This window comes from Empedobacter sp. UBA5924 (genome assembly GCF_002431085.1).
GTDB classification, from domain to species: domain Bacteria; phylum Bacteroidota; class Bacteroidia; order Flavobacteriales; family Weeksellaceae; genus Empedobacter; species Empedobacter falsenii_B.
Genome location: NZ_DJDM01000048.1, coordinates 20,924 through 38,129, shown reverse-complemented (window position 1 = coordinate 38,129; position 17,206 = coordinate 20,924). Strand labels below are relative to the sequence as shown.

The 17,206-nt window shown below is 33.5% G+C and carries 19 protein-coding genes and 1 pseudogene; 19 read left to right on the top strand and 1 reads right to left on the bottom strand.

What is annotated here, in order from left to right:
- Window positions 1-89 precede the first annotated feature (89 nt).
- From B3792_RS13000 to B3792_RS12965, 9 genes and pseudogenes are all read left to right on the top strand, one after another.
- A complete protein-coding gene (locus B3792_RS13000) occupies window positions 90-701 on the top strand; it encodes an NAD(P)H-dependent oxidoreductase (protein ID WP_125350263.1) in 612 nt (203 codons plus the stop codon).
- A complete protein-coding gene (locus B3792_RS12995) occupies window positions 698-883 on the top strand; it encodes a hypothetical protein (RefSeq protein WP_311394749.1) in 186 nt (61 codons plus the stop codon). Before B3792_RS13000 ends, B3792_RS12995 begins: the two co-directional genes overlap by 4 nt.
- Window positions 814-981 carry a putative quinol monooxygenase gene (locus tag B3792_RS14095; RefSeq protein ID WP_311394748.1) on the top strand — a complete coding sequence of 56 codons (168 nt, stop codon included), beginning with the start codon at window positions 814-816 and terminating at the stop codon, window positions 979-981. The genes B3792_RS12995 and B3792_RS14095 overlap by 70 nt, the downstream gene beginning before the upstream one ends.
- Window positions 982-984: 3 nt before the next feature.
- The gene (locus B3792_RS12990; protein ID WP_125350264.1) at window positions 985-1,968 is read left to right on the top strand and encodes an aldo/keto reductase; all 984 of its coding nucleotides are present in this window, start codon (window positions 985-987) and stop codon (window positions 1,966-1,968) included.
- Between the two features lie 138 nt (window positions 1,969-2,106).
- The gene (locus B3792_RS12985) at window positions 2,107-2,436 is read left to right on the top strand and encodes a hypothetical protein (protein ID WP_260392018.1); all 330 of its coding nucleotides are present in this window, start codon (window positions 2,107-2,109) and stop codon (window positions 2,434-2,436) included.
- 1,254 nt (window positions 2,437-3,690) lie between these two features.
- Window positions 3,691-4,848, top strand: a complete 1,158-nt coding sequence (locus B3792_RS12980; protein WP_038337326.1) for a homogentisate 1,2-dioxygenase — start codon at window positions 3,691-3,693, stop codon at window positions 4,846-4,848.
- A 224-nt stretch (window positions 4,849-5,072) separates the two neighbouring features.
- Entirely contained in the window at window positions 5,073-6,203 is a 1,131-nt protein-coding gene (gene hppD, locus B3792_RS12975; protein WP_125350265.1) for a 4-hydroxyphenylpyruvate dioxygenase, read from the top strand.
- A 144-nt stretch (window positions 6,204-6,347) separates the two neighbouring features.
- The gene (locus B3792_RS12970; RefSeq protein ID WP_291069792.1) at window positions 6,348-6,821 is read left to right on the top strand and encodes a hypothetical protein; all 474 of its coding nucleotides are present in this window, start codon (window positions 6,348-6,350) and stop codon (window positions 6,819-6,821) included.
- A 12-nt stretch (window positions 6,822-6,833) separates the two neighbouring features.
- Window positions 6,834-7,136: pseudogene (locus tag B3792_RS12965) on the top strand (phosphatase PAP2 family protein); the annotation flags it as partial.
- Here B3792_RS12965 and B3792_RS14150 read toward each other — a convergent pair.
- Complete coding sequence (locus B3792_RS14150; protein ID WP_407933297.1) at window positions 7,133-7,273, bottom strand: PLD nuclease N-terminal domain-containing protein; 141 nt, start codon at window positions 7,271-7,273, stop codon at window positions 7,133-7,135. The pseudogene B3792_RS12965 and the gene B3792_RS14150 sit on opposite strands and share 4 nt — an antisense overlap.
- 165 nt (window positions 7,274-7,438) lie before the next feature.
- On the opposite strand from B3792_RS14150, the gene B3792_RS12960 reads away from it, so the two are divergent.
- The 10 genes from B3792_RS12960 to B3792_RS12915 all read left to right on the top strand — a co-directional run bounded on the left by B3792_RS12960 (window position 7,439) and on the right by B3792_RS12915 (window position 17,206).
- Window positions 7,439-8,698: a dihydrolipoamide acetyltransferase family protein gene (locus tag B3792_RS12960; RefSeq protein ID WP_291052336.1), complete on the top strand. Its 1,260-nt coding sequence runs from the start codon at window positions 7,439-7,441 to the stop codon at window positions 8,696-8,698.
- 5 nt (window positions 8,699-8,703) lie between these two features.
- Window positions 8,704-10,758 carry an alpha-ketoacid dehydrogenase subunit alpha/beta gene (locus B3792_RS12955; RefSeq protein WP_291069790.1) on the top strand — a complete coding sequence of 685 codons (2,055 nt, stop codon included), beginning with the start codon at window positions 8,704-8,706 and terminating at the stop codon, window positions 10,756-10,758.
- A 115-nt stretch (window positions 10,759-10,873) separates the two neighbouring features.
- Entirely contained in the window at window positions 10,874-12,211 is a 1,338-nt protein-coding gene (locus B3792_RS12950) for a phenylacetate--CoA ligase family protein (protein ID WP_291047588.1), read from the top strand.
- A 4-nt stretch (window positions 12,212-12,215) separates the two neighbouring features.
- Window positions 12,216-12,788: a TetR/AcrR family transcriptional regulator gene (locus B3792_RS12945; RefSeq protein ID WP_038335706.1), complete on the top strand. Its 573-nt coding sequence runs from the start codon at window positions 12,216-12,218 to the stop codon at window positions 12,786-12,788.
- 1 nt (window position 12,789) lies between these two features.
- Entirely contained in the window at window positions 12,790-13,872 is a 1,083-nt protein-coding gene (gene paaE / locus B3792_RS12940) for a 1,2-phenylacetyl-CoA epoxidase subunit PaaE (RefSeq protein ID WP_291047587.1), read from the top strand.
- Window positions 13,873-13,894: 22 nt separating this feature from the next.
- Window positions 13,895-14,860, top strand: a complete 966-nt coding sequence (paaA, locus tag B3792_RS12935) for a 1,2-phenylacetyl-CoA epoxidase subunit PaaA (protein WP_038335708.1) — start codon at window positions 13,895-13,897, stop codon at window positions 14,858-14,860.
- A 4-nt stretch (window positions 14,861-14,864) separates the two neighbouring features.
- Window positions 14,865-15,152, top strand: a complete 288-nt coding sequence (gene paaB, locus B3792_RS12930; protein WP_038335709.1) for a 1,2-phenylacetyl-CoA epoxidase subunit PaaB — start codon at window positions 14,865-14,867, stop codon at window positions 15,150-15,152.
- Between the two features lie 3 nt (window positions 15,153-15,155).
- Window positions 15,156-15,932, top strand: coding sequence for a 1,2-phenylacetyl-CoA epoxidase subunit PaaC (paaC, locus tag B3792_RS12925; protein WP_219035123.1), 777 nt, complete (start codon window positions 15,156-15,158; stop codon window positions 15,930-15,932).
- Complete coding sequence (gene paaD / locus B3792_RS12920; protein ID WP_219035122.1) at window positions 15,926-16,414, top strand: 1,2-phenylacetyl-CoA epoxidase subunit PaaD; 489 nt, start codon at window positions 15,926-15,928, stop codon at window positions 16,412-16,414. Before paaC ends, paaD begins: the two co-directional genes overlap by 7 nt.
- Window positions 16,415-16,420: 6 nt before the next feature.
- A complete protein-coding gene (locus tag B3792_RS12915; protein WP_038335712.1) occupies window positions 16,421-17,206 on the top strand; it encodes an enoyl-CoA hydratase-related protein in 786 nt (261 codons plus the stop codon).

Genomic DNA, 17,206 nt, shown 5'->3' with positions numbered 1-17,206 from the left:
ATTTAAAATGCACAACGGGTAATTTAAGTTATTTGTATAATATATAAATATGATAGAAATTTACACTATCAATAATTAAAATTATACAAATGAATATATTTATTATCAACGGAGCGCAAAACTTTGCCCATTCAGGTGGAGCTTTCAATAAAACATTAAATAATTGGACAACAGAATTTTTACAAGAAAAAGGTTTTGATTTTCGTGTTACAAATATAAATGATGAATTTGATGCTTTTGAAGAAGTAGAGAATTTTAAATGGGCAGATTTGATTATTTACCATTTTCCTATTTGGTGGTTTCAAGTTCCAAATCGCTTGAAATATTATATCGACGAAGTTTTTACGGCTGGACATGAAAATGGAATTTATAGAAATGATGGTCGTTCACGCAAAAATCCAGCAATTAATTACGGAACAGGTGGATTGATGCAAGGTAAAAAATATATGGTTAATACGACATGGAATGCGCCAGAAACGGCTTTTACTTTAGAAGGAGAATTTTTCGATCAAAAAACAGTTGATGAGGGTGTTTTATTTGGTTTCCACAAAATGAATCAGTTTGCAGGACTAAGTAGAATAAACGGTTTCCATTTCCACGACTTGGAAAAAAATGCAACTGAAGAACGTATCGAAAATTACCGTATAGCATATAGAGAACATTTAGAAAACATATTCATTAAAGAAAAAGAATTGGTATGATTTACCTAACAGCAGTTATTAAAGCAAAACCTGAATATCGCGAAGATGTAACAGTTGTTTTGCAGAATATGGTTACAGAAACCAGAAAAGAAGACGCTAATATCAGTATGATTTGCATCAAGGTTCGCAGGACGAAAATACATTTGTTTTCTACGAAATTTGGAGAGATCAACAGGGTTTAGATGAGCATAATCAACAGTCTTATATCTTAGAATTTGGCAAATTGGTTGTCGAAAAATTACAAGAAATACCACAAATTTATTTAACAAAAAAACTATAAAAAATGGAATACAGAAAATTAGGAAATACAGATTTAGAATTATCAGCAATCACTTACGGAGCCTTCGCTATTGGTGGAAATATGTGGGGTGGAAACGAGCAAAAAGATAGTATTGCATCGGTACAAGCTTCTATCGAAAATGGTGTAACAACTTTGGATACAGCGCCATTTTACGGTTTTGGATTGAGCGAAAAAATGATTGGTGAAGCTATAAAAGGTTATGATAGAACAAAAATTCAATTGTTAACAAAATTCGGTTTAGTTTGGGACGGAAGTAATAACGGAAAAGGTGAATTTTTCTTTGATGCAGAAGAAAATGGAAAAGCAATTCCTGTTTATAAATATTCGTCAAAAGAAAGTGTTATTAAAGAAGTGGAAGACAGTCTAAGACGTTTACAAACGGATTATATCGACTTATTGCAAATTCACTGGCCAGATGCTACAACGCCAATTTCAGAAACGATGGAAGCCTTGGAAATTTTAATTCAACAAGGTAAAATTCGTACTGCTGGTGTAAGTAATTACAGTGTGGATCAAGTAGAAGAAGCGCGTAAAACACTAAATATCGTGAGTAATCAAGTTAGATATAGTATGCTGAACCGAGAAGTAGAGCAGGATTTAGTTCCTTATGCTTTGGATAATGATTTAGGAATTATTGTGTACAGTCCAATGGAAAGAGGTTTACTTACCGGAAAATACTTTAAAGATGGAAAACTGAAAGATAATGACCACAGAAATGGTTATTTCCAACAATTTGATTTAGATAAAGTAAAAACTTTCCTTGAAACAATTACTCCAATTGCAGCAGAAAAAGGAGCTACACTTTCACAATTAGTTTTACGTTGGACAAGTTTACAACCTGCTATTTCGATTGTTTTAGCTGGATCAAGAAATGCTGAACAAGCGATAGTCAATGCAAAAGCAATGGATATTACTATTTCTGCTGAAGAAATGAAATTCATCAATACAGAATTGGGGAAAATCTAAAAATAAGAAAATAGATGAAAACAAAACCTATAATCAAATTTGTAGCTATTGGAATGCTTTTATTTGGAGCAGCTACTGGTTACGCACAAGATAAAACTTTAATTGATCCGAAAGATACCAGTTGACAAACATCACCTTATGGAAAAGGAGACGAAAATAGGTGCTGCAAATCTGATTACGCCCGAACTGGTTATGCAGTCGATTAAATTGGTAAAACAAGGAAAAACTCTTTCTTTAGCTATTCCGATCGATAAAACTCTTCCTGCTCTTCGTCATCGTAGTTTCAATCTTTACAATATTCAACCAGGAGAACAAGGTGGACAGACTTTAGGTCCTAATAAATTTAGTTTTAACGATGAATTGGTTAACGGTTGGACAGGTGTTGGAACACAGTTAAATGGTATTGGACATATTGGAATTGATAATGTATATTACGATGGAAATAAAACAACTGATTTTCACCTTTAACAATGAATTAAAAACCGTCATTGTTGAAGAGACAAGATTATTGTAAATAAGAGTACCAAAACCGACATACGATTTGCAGACGAGATTCAATCCATTGAAACGAGCGTAAAAAAGATTAGTGAGCGATAGCGAGTCATTTAATATTTTTAGTGAGTAAAATGAAGATTGAACGTCAAAAATCGAAGTCTTGATTTTTTTGGTTCGTTTTTTCATCAAGGAAAAAATGAACATATAATTATTAATCAACTTGTAACAATTTTACCTAAGCTCCACAGGAGCTTCTCCTTTTAATTTCAAATTCTTAATCTCAAATGTTTTTGCGTCAAGGTTCCCCAAAGGGCATATGAATTCATTTGAAAACAATAATAACTCATGAATAAAAAATGAATGAAATATAGTTTTGAAAAACGAGAATAATCTTTCTATCACTTTTTTGAGAGCAAAAAAGTAATCAAAAAACTCTTGTCTTTGATTTTCAACGGTCAAAATTGGTTTCAGTCATTGAATGTTTTAAATCATTTGCTCCGCAAACAGTAAAACATCTTAATCATGACTTTCAACTTTTTGACACTCGTTTCCAAATCATATGACATTTTTATAATACTTTTCTATACTTAAATTCACTTATAACAACAAATTTATAGATTATCATTGCTGAAGAGTCGAGATTACTTTTTGATCAAGCAAAAAGTAATATTCCGAAGCTTATAAAGCTTCTCCTTTTAATTTCAAATTCTTGATTTCAAATGTTTTGGATCAGGCCAAAATGAATATATAATCTTTTCTCACCACAATAGAAGCATAGATTTTTGCTACATTCTAAGCTTGATGTAATACGTTTTCTTATAACAGCGAATTTTAGTTAGAATAAAGGTTTTAACAACCATTCAGCATCTCAATAAATTTCTTTTCAATAGAAACATAAAATAATCTCAAAATTAATCTAGTTCAATAATGCCCTACGGGTTATATGTAGTTTTTTAAAAATATTGAAAATAATTGTTGTAAAGCATTTTTTAGTAAGGTATTTTGTACAATCAAAAAATGTTTCTATCTTTGAGATAGCCACAGAAAAGAAATGCAAACAATTAAAGAAAATATTAAACCTTTATTTGTTGGAATGAATAAGCAAACTTCTGCTTTACTTTCCAAAATTGTATTTGCTCAATATTCACACTAGAATATTGCAGATTATTTGTTGACGAATTTCGTCATCTATCTACCTTTTCATCAAAATAACAAACAAAATACGATATGCCACTTTATCATCATTTGGGAGAATTCCCACAAAAGCGACATACGGTATTCCGAAAACCAAATGGAGAATTATATGCAGAAGAATTAGTTTCTACGCATGGATTTTCGAGTACGTATTCCAATGTTTACCACTGTTATCCACCAACTTTGGTAAAAGCGATTAGCGAACCTTATTCGGTAGAGCCAAAAATTGCCCGCGCAAAACATTTAAAACATACCTCTTTAAAAGGTTTTAAAGTAAAACCTACCAAAGATTATTTAGAATCTCGTGTACCAGTTTTGGTTAACAATGATTTGCATATTTCATTGGCTGCGCCACAAGAATCGATGACTGATTATTTCTACAAAAATTCGATGGCGGATGAAGTAATTTTTATACACGAAGGTTCTGGAGTTTTAAAAACTGGTTATGGACAAATTGAATTTGAATATGGAGATTATTTAGTGATTCCACGTGGAATTATTTATCAACTTCATTTTAATGATTCTAATAATCGTCTATTTATTACAGAATCATTTAGCCCAGTTGAAACACCTCGTCGTTATCGCAATCATTTTGGACAGTTAATGGAACATTCGCCTTTTTGCGAGCGCGATATTAAACGTCCTCAAAATCTTGAAACAAATGATGAACACGGAGATTTCAAGATTATGATCAAAAAAGAAGGATTAATTTATCCGTATGTTTATGGAACTCATCCTTTTGATTTTGTAGGTTGGGATGGTTATCATTATCCATGGGCTTTTTCTATTCATAATTTCGAGCCAATTACAGGTCGTATTCATCAGCCACCGCCTGTTCATCAAACTTTTGAAGGTGCAGGTTTTGTGATTTGTAGTTTTGTTCCACGTCTTTTCGATTATCATCCAAATGCGATTCCAGCTCCTTATAACCATAGTAATGTAGACTCTGATGAAATTTTATATTATGTGGATGGAGATTTTATGTCGAGAAAATCGGTGGAGAAAGGACAAATTACATTACATCCAGCAGGAATTCCGCATGGTCCACATCCTGGTACAGTTGAAAAATCAATTGGAGCGAAAGAAACACACGAATTAGCGGTGATGATTGATCCTTTCAGACCATTGATGTTAACCGAACAAGCGTTAGAAATAGAAGATCCAGATTATTATAAATCTTGGCTTTATTAAGAGATTTTAATTTTGTTCTAAGTTCTAAGTTCTAAGTTCTAAGTTCTAAGTTCTAAGTTTATTGTCATTCTGAGCTTGTCGAATAATCTAAGAAAGGGTTTTATAAAAGTCATTATGAACTTGATTGAAAATCAAATATTTTAAGTCAAGAGAAACTGAATAAATCATATACAGTAAAACTCAATACATTTTACATAATACAATAAAATAAAAAACACAATAAAATGAGTACACAAACATTTGCAGAAAAAATAGCATTAGCACAAGATTTTCTTCCAATTAATGGAACCGATTATATCGAGTTTTATGTTGGTAATGCAAAACAATCTGCACATTATTACAAAACAGCTTTTGGATTTCAGGAAGTTGCGTATGCTGGCCCAGAAACTGGAGTGAGAGATAGAGCTTCTTATGTTTTACAACAAGGGAAGATTCGTTTGGTATTAACTTCTGGTTTAAAATCAGATTCTCCAATTTGTCAACATGCAATGAAACATGGTGATGGAGTTAAAATTTTAGCACTTTGGGTGGATGATGCGTACGATGCTTTTGAGCAAACAACAAAACGTGGAGGAAAACCTTATATGGAGCCAACTACGATTACAGATGAGTTTGGTGAAGTAAAAATGTCTGGAATTTATACATATGGCGAAACAATCCATATGTTTATTGAACGTAAAAATTATGAAGGTCCTTTTATGCCAGGTTATGTAAAATCTGAATCAACATATCAACCAACAGATTGTGGTTTATTATATGTGGATCATTGCGTTGGTAATGTGGGTTGGAATCGTATGAACGAAGCGGTTGCTTGGTACCAAGATGTAATGGGATTTGTAAATATTTTATCGTTTGATGATAAACAAATCAATACGGAATATTCAGCATTAATGTCGAAAGTGATGAGTAACGGAAATGGTTATTCAAAATTCCCTATCAATGAGCCTGCAGAAGGTCAAAAGAAATCTCAAGTAGAAGAATATTTAGATTTTTACGAAGGAGAAGGAGTGCAGCATATTGCAGTTGCAACTAAGGATATTGTAAAAACTGTGACAGAACTTAAATCTCGTGGAGTTGAGTTTTTATCAGCGCCACCAGAGGCTTATTACGATATGATTCCAGAGCGTGTTGGTGAAATTGATGAGGATATTAAGAAGTTACAAGATTTAGGAATTTTGGTTGATTGTGATGAAGAAGGTTATTTGTTACAAATTTTTACGAAACCAGTCGAAGATCGTCCAACATTATTCTACGAAATTATCGAGCGTCATGGAGCGCAATCGTTTGGAGCAGGTAATTTCAAAGCATTGTTCGAAGCCTTAGAAAGAGAGCAAGAACGTCGAGGAAATTTATAAATAGATATTTTTTTAAAGCCATTGGATTATTTCTAATGGCTTTTTTCTTAATCAAATCTTAAGTTTTGTGTAAGGAGGTTTCAAATACATTTGTTCAATAAAATGAATGTGAAAATGAACCAAATTAAAACAAAAACGATAGTCATGAATTGTGTATTACTTTCAATATTTTCTATAAAAGGGAATGCACAAGATACAATTCAGCAAACTAAAACCGATTCTATTCAACTTGATTCTATTCCAAAGCAAATATTTAATCCAGAAGATAAAGTTTATCATTTCAACGACAAAAAGTTGATTATTCCTGCGACTTTAATTACATACGGAAGTTTGAGTTTGGCAATTCCAGCATTGGATAATTTAAATAAATCTACTCAAAACGAAATTTTAGAAGATAAAACAAAAGGAAATAAATTTGATAATTATACACAATATTTACCTGCAGCAGCGGTTTATGGATTGAATTTGGCTGGCGTTCAAGGGAAACATAATTTACGAGATCGTACAATAATTTTTGCAACTTCTCAAATCATCAATACAGGTTTGGTGATGGGGCTAAAACACACTGTACAGGAAGAAAGACCCGATGGCACAAATAATCTTTCTTTTCCTTCTTGACATACGGCAAATGCATTTTCTACGGCTCAATTTATGTTTCGAGAATACCAAGATTCTAATTTTTGGTTGAGTTTGGCTGGATATCCTTTGGCTGCTTTTACGGGTGTTTATCGTGTTATCAATAATCGCCATTGGGTTGGAGATGTTGTTGCTGGAGCGGGAATAGGAATTTTATCGACGGAATTGGCGTATTGGTTATTTCCTACGATTAACAACTGGTTTTCTCCAAAAAATAAAGAATCAAAAATAGCGACAATGGTTTTTCCTATTTATCAAAATAATCAAGCGGGAGTTGGTTTGGTGATGAGGTTTTAGTTATTTATAACCATATTTCGACCTTTTAAATAATATAAAATAGGACCTAAGTATGGAATTAATACTACAACAAAAATCCATAGAAATTTTGTTTTTAAATTTCTAAATTGATGTGTAATAACATGTATTAAACACATTATAGGTAAAAAGGTCATTGTTAATACAAAAAGAAACCATATCCCAACAAAAATATCTTCCATTGTTTAATTAATTTGCGTAAAACTAATGAATATTTCAACTAACATTCATTAGTTTTTATAAAAAATCATTATCTTCAACGCTCAAAACTGCAAACAAATAAAATGAAGAATATAGAACTAACGATTCCAAAATTGGGAGAAAGTGTAGAGTCTGTACAATTGGTTCGTTTTACAAAAAACGTTGGCGATTTCATTCAAGAAGATGAAGTAATTGCCGAAGTTTCGACGGATAAAGTAGATTCTGATGTGCCTTCTACAACTGCTGGAAAAATTATTGAGTTTAGATTTAATGAAGGAGATGAAATAAAAATAGGAGAAGTTTTCGCTTTAATTGAGCCTTCAGAAACTCAACAACAATCAGCTCAAAAAACTGAAAATGTTGAAGAAAAAAAGATTGAAACTGTTACAACTTCGCAAGTTATAAATTCAATCGATACAAATCATTTTTTATCACCTTTGGTAAAAAGTATTATCCAAAAAGAAAATCTTCAATCAACAGATATTTCACAAATAAAAGGTTCTGGTCGTGATGGAAGAATTTCGAAAAATGATGTATTAAATTATATTCAAAATAAATCATTTACAACTAATAATTCAAGTAATACTTTAAATAAAAATAATATAGTTTCAAGTTCTTCTTATGGAGCGAAAGATGAAATCATTGAGATGGATAAAATGCGTCAATTGATTTCAAAACACATGAAAAAGAGCAAACAAACTTCGCCTCATGTGACGGCTTATGTAGAACCTGATGTTACGAATTTTGTAAAATGGCGAGAAGAAAATAAAGCTGCTTTTGAAGCTAAATACAAACAAAAATTGACATTTACACCGTTAATTGTAGATTGTGTTGTTCGTGCAATTAAAGATTTTCCATTGATTAATGTATCAGTTGATGAAACTGAGACTAAAATAATCAAACACAATGAGATAAATATTGGAATTGCAACTGCTTTACCAAGTAATAATTTAATTGTTCCTGTCATTCATCAAGCCAATGAATTAAATTTAGAAGGTTTAGCAAAAGGTGTAAATTCAATTGTAGATAAAGCAAGAAATAATAAACTTTCGCCAGATGATGTTCGTGGAGGAACGTTCACAATAAGTAATGTGGGGACTTTTGGCAATTTGATGGGAACGCCAATTATCAATCAACCTGAAGTGGCAATTTTAGCGACTGGTGTAATCAAGAAAAAACCTGCGGTTTTGGAAACTGAATTCGGAGATATTATTGTGGCGAGACAATTTATGTATTTGTCACTTTCGTTTGATCATCGTGTGATAGATGGATCTTTGGGAGGCGTTTTCTTGAAGCGAATTTCAGATTACATGGAAAATTGGGATGTTAACACGCAAATTTAATCAGAATGGAAACCACATTATCAACAACAACATTACTTAAACAAGCATACGAATTATTGGTTACTGCAAAATCTTTAACCGAATTATACGAAGAAAATAAAGCTGTAACAAGCAAATATGTACATGCAACAGCGCGTGGACACGAAGCAATACAAATTGCTACAGGATTACAATTATTACCACAAGATTACTTAAGCGCGTATTACCGTGATGATGCCATGTTATTATCAATTGGAATTACGCCTTATGAATTGATGCTGCAATTATTAGCAAAACGCGACGATATTTTTTCTGGAGGAAGAACCTATTATTCTCATCCAAGTTTGCGTCGTGATAATATGCCAAAAATTCCGCATCAAAGTAGTGCAACGGGAATGCAAGCGATTCCAACAACAGGAATTGCGATGGGAATGCAATACAAAGAGTTAGAAGGTCTTTGTGATGAAGAAGTAAAACCAATTGCGGTTTGTTCGTTAGGAGATGCGTCTTGTACGGAAGGCGAGGTGGCAGAAGCTTTCCAAATGGCAGCGTTGAAACAATTACCAATTTTATATTTGGTTCAAGATAATGAATGGGATATTTCGGCTTCGGCAGATGAAATTCGTGCACAAGATATCGCTCATTATGCAAAAGGTTTCAATGGTTTGGAAGTTTTTGTGGTTGATGGAACGGATTTTTTAGCTTCTTATGAAACGCTTCAACGTGCAATTGAAATTATTCGTACAGAACGTCGTCCGATTTTGGTTCATGCAAAAGTTCCTTTATTGAATCATCATACATCTGGCGTTCGCAAAGAATGGTACAGAGATGATTTAGAGGAAGCACAATCTCGTGATCCTTACGATAAATTAAAATATACTTTATTAAATGAAGGTTTCGATGAAAATGATTTAATCGAAATTGAGAATAAGATAAAAGAACAAGTTCAGGCAGAATATCAAGAAGCATTAAAAGCAGAAGATCCACGTTCTGAAGATTTATATACGCATGTTTTTGCATCAACACCGATTAACGAAGAAAAAGGAAATCGTTCTCCAGAAGGAAAAGATAAAACAGTAATGGTAGATTCTGCATTATTTGCGATTCGTGAATTAATGGCAAAACATCCAGAAGCTTTATTATATGGACAAGATGTAGGATTGCGTTTAGGTGGAGTTTTTCGTGAAGCGGCAACTTTAGCAAAACAATATGGTAAAAATCGTGTATTTAATACACCAATTCAAGAAGCGTTTATAATCGGATCTACGGTTGGAATGTCTGCAGTTGGCTTAAAACCAATTGTTGAGGTGCAATTTGCAGATTATATTTGGCCAGGATTGAATCAATTGTTTACAGAAGTGGCGCGTTCTAATTATTTATCAAACGGTAAATGGCCAGTTTCGATGATTTTACGTGTACCAATTGGTGCGTATGGAAGCGGAGGACCTTATCATTCAAGTTCAGTTGAAAGTGTTTTGACGAATATTAAAGGAATTAAAATTGCGTATCCATCTACTGGAGCGGATTTGAAAGGTTTGATGAAAGCAGCATATTACGATCCGAATCCTGTGGTAATGCTAGAGCACAAAGGGTTGTATTGGAGTAAAATAAAAGGAACAGAAGATGCTGCGACAGTTGAGCCGGACGAAGATTATGTATTGCCTTTTGGTAAAGCACGTGAAGTTTTAACGGCTGAATCTTCTCAAAATCATAATTCTGTTTCGATTATTACATACGGAATGGGAGTGTATTGGGCAAAACAAGCGGCAAAGGATTTTCCTAATCAAGTCGAAATTATCGATTTAAGAACTTTAGTTCCGTTAGATGAAGAAACAATCTTTAATAGTGTAAAAAAACACAATCGTTGTATTGTTTTGACAGAAGAAGCGAAGCAAAACTCTTTTGCACAGAGTATTTCAGGCTTAATTAATGAAGAGTGTTTTGAGTACTTAGATGCACCAATTCGTGTGTTAGGAGCGCAAGATATGCCAGCAATTCCATTAAATTCGACTTTAGAAGCAGAGATGTTACCTAATGCTGAAAAATTAAAAACATTGATTAATGATGTTTTATCTTATTAAAAGACAATAATTAGTATGAATTGTATTTTTTACACTAAAAAAACTAACGTTTGTTAGTTTTTTTAGTTTTTTTGATTAAATTTGTTATTATCAAAAATCAAAATCTGCAAAAATTATGATATTTAATCCCGAGATAGAACAAATGCCAATTGAAAAATTGCGCGTTCTTCAAAACGAAAGACTTCAAAACATGTTGCAAAAAGTGTATAACAATGTACCTTTTTACAAAGAAGCATTTGATGCAGCTGGAATAAAACCAGAAGACATCAAAGGTGTTGAAGATCTACACAAATTACCTTTTACCAAAAAAACACATTTAAGAGAGAACTATCCGTTCGGATTATTTGCAGAACCAAAGAGCAACGTAATCCGTTTACATTGTTCAAGCGGCACAACAGGAAAACCAACTGTTGTAGGTTATACCAAAAACGACATCGAATTATTTTCAGAAGTAGTAGCACGTTCTTTAGCAGCTTCTGGATGCGAACCAGGAATGACATTACAAAATGCCTATGGTTATGGTTTGTTTACTGGAGGTTTGGGATTACATTATGGAGCAGAAAAATTAGGAATGACAGTTATTCCTATTTCTGGTGGAAATACTGAAAAACAAATCATGTTGTTGAAAGATTTTCAGGCTGATGCGATTTGTGCAACACCATCGTATGCATTAACAGTAGCTGAGGAAATCAAAAAAAGAGGAGAATCGTTAGAAAGCTTAAATCTTAAGTTTGCGATTTTGGGATCAGAACCATGGTCAGAAGCGTTACGTCAAGAAGTAGAAGGAAGTTTGAATATCAAAGCGTCTAATATTTATGGATTGAGCGAAATTATCGGACCTGGTGTATCTAATGAAGATTATGAAGAGCAAGGATCAGGATCTTACATTTGGGAAGATCATTTCTTTCCAGAAATTGTAGACGAGAAAACAGGTGAACCTGTGCCTTACGGACAACCTGGAGTTTTAGTGATTACAACGTTAACAAAAGAAGCTTTACCATTGGTGCGTTATTGGACGGGAGATATCACAACCCTTACGTACGAACATTCTAAGAAAAGAACACATATCAAAATGGGACCAATTATTGGTCGTGCAGATGATATGATGATTATTAGAGGTGTAAATTTCTTTCACACACAAATCGCTGATTTTATTCCAGAATTCCCAGAATTATCACCAAATTATCAAGTAGTTTTAACAAAACCTAAAAATATGGATGCTGTAGAAGTTGGATTTGAAATTAATCCTGACTATTTTGCAAGCCAAGGTTTCACTTGTGATAATTTGAACGACGAATCTAATCATGCATGTTGCAAATTAATCTCTAATATTCACAAAAAAATTAGAGACAATATTGGATTAGGAATGAATGTTAAATTGTATCAAGTTGATGAACTTCCGAAAAGTGAAGGAGGAAAATTAAACCGAATCATCGATAACAGACATTTATAAATATATGCCTAAACAAAGTAAAAAAGAACTGATTATTCAAGAAGCTGCCTTAATCTTTAAACAAAAAGGTTATTCGGCAACATCAATGCGTGAACTGGCTGAAAAGGTTGGAATGGAAGCCGCAAGTTTATACAATCATATTCGTTCGAAAGACGAAATTTTAGAAGAGATTTGTTTTAAAGTTGCTAATCAATATGTTTCTCACATTAGCTCGATCGAAGATACAAACGAATCAAATGTTCAGAAATTGAGAGATTTAATTCAATTGCATGTCAGAATGATTATTGATGAGCCAAACGAAGTTTCTGTTGCAAATAATGATTGGAAAAATCTTTCGGATACGAAAAAGGATTTGTATAAAACAATTCGAAAAGGATACGAAAAAAGAATCGCCAATCTTATCAAAGCAGGAATTGCAGCAGGTGAATTTAAAGATTTGAATGTTTCGGTTGCTTTATTTACTTTATTATCATCATTACGTTGGATAGAATTGTGGTACAAACCTGGACGAGATATCTCACCAGAGCAGTTAGAAAATGACTTAATGACACTATTAATTAACGGATTTCAAAAATAATATGGCTATAAATTTTCACCAATTACGCGTTAAAAATGTAAAAAAGGAAACACCAGATTGTGTATCCGTTACATTTGAAGTGCCAGAAGAATTAAACCAAGAATTCAAATTCAAACATGGTCAATATTTAACGTTTAAGAATTTTCACAATAACGAAGAAATTAGACGTTCTTACTCAATTTGTTCAAGTCCTTTGGATAATGAATTAAGAGTTGCTGTAAAGAAAATTGAGGATGGAATTTTCTCGACATTTGTTAACGATACAATCAAAGTTGGCGATGTTCTTGATGTAATGACTCCACAAGGAAATTTCTTTACAGAAGTACACGAAGACAACAAAAAGTTATATGTAGGAATTGTGGCGGGATCTGGAATTACACCAGTACTTTCGATTATCAAAACAGTTCTACAAACAGAACCTAACAGTCAATTTGTGCTGTTATATGGAAACAGAAACAAAAGTTCGATTATTTTTAAAGAAGAAATCGAAGCATTAAAAAATAGATACATGGAACGCATTAGCGTTTACAATATCTTGAGTCGTGAAACGGCTGATGCTGAGATTTTGAGTGGTCGTATTGATAAATCAAAAATTGAATATTTCTTGCAAAATATCATCGATCCAAAAGAAGTAAGCGAAGTTTTCCTTTGTGGACCAGAAGAAATGATTTTAAGCGGTCGTGACGCTTTTGTAGAAGCAGGAGTTGATGTAAAACATTTACATTTCGAATTATTCTATAGTGCATCTGCAGAAGCGAAAAAGGTAGAGCGTCAAAAAGCTGTAAAACAATCAAACGATACAATGAGTAAAGTTACCATTAAATTAGATGCAACAGCTTTACAGATTGATTTGGGTTACAATGGCGACACAATCTTAGATGCGGCTTTACAAAACGGAGCTGATTTACCTTATGCTTGTAAAGGTGGTGTTTGCGCAACTTGTAAGTGTAAAGTAGAGAAGGGTGAGGTAGAAATGGACATCAACTACTCACTTGAGCCAGATGAATTAGAAAGAGGATTTGTATTAGCGTGTCAAGCGCACCCTCGTTCTGCAGAAGTCGTGGTAGATTTTGATGCCAAATAATCAACTTTAAAAACGTTTAGAAATGAGTGCAAAAGAAATTGATTTTCAAGAAATCTTCGATAATAAGATTGAAAATGAAGTTCGTATCGAACCAAAAGACTGGATGCCAGACGCATACCGTAAAACATTAATCAGACAAATCTCTCAACATGCTCACTCAGAAATTGTTGGGATGTTACCAGAAGCAAACTGGATTACAAGAGCGCCTTCATTAAATAGAAAGAAAATCTTATTAGCGAAAGTTCAAGACGAAGCTGGTCACGGATTATACTTATATTGTGCTGCTGAAACATTAGGTGTTTCCCGTATTCAAACATTAAATGATTTACATTCAGGTAAAGCTAAATATTCATCAATCTTCAATTATCCAACCCTTACTTGGGCAGATATCGGAATGATTGGTTGGTTGGTAGATGGAGCTGCGATTCTGAATCAAGTTCCATTATGTCGTACATCTTACGGACCTTATGCTCGCGCAATGGTACGTGTTTGTAAAGAAGAATCTTTCCACCAAAGACAAGGTTACGAAGCATTAGTGGTATTATCAAAAGGAACACCAGAACAAAAAGCGATGTTGCAAGATGCAATGAATCGTTGGTGGTGGCCTACATTAATGATGTTTGGACCAAAAGATGAAGAATCATCAAACTCAGAATTATCAATGAAATGGAGAATCAAACGTTTTTCGAATGACGAATTACGTCAACGTTTCGTGGATATTTCTATTCCTCAAGCCGAATATTTAGGATTAACTATTCCAGATCCAGATCTAAAATTCAATGAAGAAACAGGTCACTACGAATTCGGAGAAATTGATTGGGAAGAATTCTGGAATGTTGTGAAAGGAAACGGTAAATGTAACAAACAACGTTTGGATGCTCGCCGTAATGCTCACAACGAAGGAGCTTGGGTTCGTGATGCTGCAACAGCTTACCACGAAAAAAGAAAACAAAGAGAATTAGAAAAAGAACAACGCAAAAACGCATAAAAAGATGGAAAATAGAGATTGGCCTTTATGGGAAGTATTCATTAGAAGTAAACAAGGGTTAGACCACAAACACGTTGGGAGCTTACATGCTGCTGATGCTACAATGGCACTAGAAAATGCACGTGATGTATATACGCGTCGTTTAGAAGGTGTAAGTATTTGGGTGGTAGAATCTGCTAATATTCATGCTTCTAATCCTGATGAAGCAGAACAATTTTTTGATCCTGCAGAAGACAAAGTTTACCGTCATCCAACTTTTTATGATGTACCAGAAGAAATTAAAAACATGTAATTTATGACAAGTACAGTTTATCAAAACAATCAAAATTACATCGATTTTATCTTACATTTAGCAGATACAAATCTAATTTTGGCACAACGTTTATGCGAATGGTGTGGTCATGGTCCAATTTTAGAACAAGACATCGCAATGTCTAATATGGCGTTAGATTTATTAGGTCAAACATCTAATTATTATGACTATGCGGCTGAAATGATCGGAAATGGAGCAACAGAAGATACGTTAGCAATGTTACGCGAAGAGCGTGAATACAAAAACTTATTGTTAGTTGAGTTACCAAACGGACATTTCGGTGATACAGTTGCACGTCAATTCTTTTATGATTCTTACCACGCGTTATTGCTAGAACAATTCTTGAAAGTAAAAGATCTTAAATTACAAGCTATCGCTGAAAAATCATTAAAAGAAGTAAAATATCACTTAAAATGGTCATCAGAATGGATGATTCGTTTAGGGGATGGAACACAAGAATCTCACGATAAAATTCAGGAAGCTGTAAATAATATTTTACCTTATGTAAAAGAAGCGTTTTTATTAGCGCCTTACCAAAAAGCTTTAGTTGAAGAAGGATTAATTTCAAGTCCAGAAGAATTCCAAGCGACTTGGTTAACAAATGTAAAAGTAATTTTAGACGAAGCGACAATCGAAGCTGATGTAGAAAATGCTTTTGTACAAAAAGGAGGTAAAGAAGGTGTTCATACAGAGCATTTAGGATTTATCTTAACAGATTTACAATATTTACAAAGAACTTATCCAGATTCGCAATGGTAACCGAAAAAGAAATTTGGCAATACATGGAGGAAGTCGCTGATCCAGAAATTCCTGTGATTAGTGTAATTGATCTTGGTGTTGTGCGTAAAATTGAATTAATTGACCAAGAAAGTGTCAACGTTACAATTACGCCTACGTATTCGGGATGTCCTGCTATGAGTGCAATTTCAATTTCTGTTCGTTTAAAATTAATCGAAAAAGGATTCAAAAATATCAATGTCATTAATCAGTTGAGCCCTTCGTGGTCAACTGATTGGATGACAGAAGAAGGAAAGCAAAAAATGAAGGCTTATGGAATTGCGCCTCCAACTAAAAATCCTTCGAGCGATGAGCTCTTTTCAGACGAACAAAATGTAGAATGTCCACAATGTGGCTCTACAGATACCAGACTTATCAGTCAATTTGGTTCTACGGCCTGTAAAGCTATGTATCAATGCAATAGTTGCCACGAACCATTTGATTATTTCAAATGTCATCATTAAAAAATTATGGAAAATTCAACATCAATCCTATACACACAAGAGGGAGGAATTGCTACGATTACGTTGAATCGTCCTTCTGTTTTTAACAGTTTTAATCAGGAAATGATTAAATCTCTTCAACATCACTTGGATGTTGCAGCTCAAGATGTTTCTGTTCGTGCAGTGGTTTTAACTGGAACGGGAAAAGCATTCTGCGCTGGTCAAGATTTAGGAGAAGTTTTAGAAGAAAAAGAAATCGACTTCAATAAAATCGTTCAAGAAAATTACAATCCATTGGTTCTTAAAATTAGAAACATGGACAAACCAGTTGTTGCTGCTGTAAACGGTGTTGCTGCCGGTGCGGGAGCAAATTTAGCTTTGGCTTGTGACATTGTTGTTGCGAAAGAATCGACAAATTTCATTCAAGCTTTTTCTAAAATTGGTTTAATCCCAGATTGTGGAGGAACTTATTTCTTACCTCGTTTAATTGGACTTCAAAAAGCAACTGCTTTAATGATGCTTGCAGATAAAGTTTCGGCGGCTCAAGCAAAAGAAATCGGAATGATTTATGAGTTTTTTGCTGACGATATTTTCGATGCTGAAGTTGCAAAGATTGCTGATAAATTAGCCAATCTTCCAACAAAAGGTTTGGCTTATACAAAGAAATTATTGAATCAAACATTTAATAATTCAATCGAAGAACAATTAATTCAAGAAGGATTATTTCAAGCTAAATCAGGGAATACATCAGATTATCAAGAAGGTGTAGACGCATTTATCGAGAAAAGAAATCCTGTTTTTAAAGGCGAGTAA

Coding starts and splice junctions, on each gene's coding strand:
- B3792_RS13000 (WP_125350263.1), top strand. CDS start 90: ATGAATATATTTATTATCAACGGAGCGCAAAACTTTGCCCATTCAGGT.
- B3792_RS12995 (WP_311394749.1), top strand. CDS start 698: ATGATTTACCTAACAGCAGTTATTAAAGCAAAACCTGAATATCGCGAA.
- B3792_RS12990 (WP_125350264.1), top strand. CDS start 985: ATGGAATACAGAAAATTAGGAAATACAGATTTAGAATTATCAGCAATC.
- B3792_RS12985 (WP_260392018.1), top strand. CDS start 2,107: ATGGAAAAGGAGACGAAAATAGGTGCTGCAAATCTGATTACGCCCGAA.
- B3792_RS12980 (WP_038337326.1), top strand. CDS start 3,691: ATGCCACTTTATCATCATTTGGGAGAATTCCCACAAAAGCGACATACG.
- hppD (WP_125350265.1), top strand. CDS start 5,073: ATGAGTACACAAACATTTGCAGAAAAAATAGCATTAGCACAAGATTTT.
- B3792_RS12970 (WP_291069792.1), top strand. CDS start 6,348: ATGAATTGTGTATTACTTTCAATATTTTCTATAAAAGGGAATGCACAA.
- B3792_RS14150 (WP_407933297.1), bottom strand. CDS start 7,273: ATGTGTTTAATACATGTTATTACACATCAATTTAGAAATTTAAAAACA.
- B3792_RS12960 (WP_291052336.1), top strand. CDS start 7,439: ATGAAGAATATAGAACTAACGATTCCAAAATTGGGAGAAAGTGTAGAG.
- B3792_RS12955 (WP_291069790.1), top strand. CDS start 8,704: ATGGAAACCACATTATCAACAACAACATTACTTAAACAAGCATACGAA.
- B3792_RS12950 (WP_291047588.1), top strand. CDS start 10,874: ATGATATTTAATCCCGAGATAGAACAAATGCCAATTGAAAAATTGCGC.
- B3792_RS12945 (WP_038335706.1), top strand. CDS start 12,216: ATGCCTAAACAAAGTAAAAAAGAACTGATTATTCAAGAAGCTGCCTTA.
- paaE (WP_291047587.1), top strand. CDS start 12,790: ATGGCTATAAATTTTCACCAATTACGCGTTAAAAATGTAAAAAAGGAA.
- paaA (WP_038335708.1), top strand. CDS start 13,895: ATGAGTGCAAAAGAAATTGATTTTCAAGAAATCTTCGATAATAAGATT.
- paaB (WP_038335709.1), top strand. CDS start 14,865: ATGGAAAATAGAGATTGGCCTTTATGGGAAGTATTCATTAGAAGTAAA.
- paaC (WP_219035123.1), top strand. CDS start 15,156: ATGACAAGTACAGTTTATCAAAACAATCAAAATTACATCGATTTTATC.
- paaD (WP_219035122.1), top strand. CDS start 15,926: ATGGTAACCGAAAAAGAAATTTGGCAATACATGGAGGAAGTCGCTGAT.
- B3792_RS12915 (WP_038335712.1), top strand. CDS start 16,421: ATGGAAAATTCAACATCAATCCTATACACACAAGAGGGAGGAATTGCT.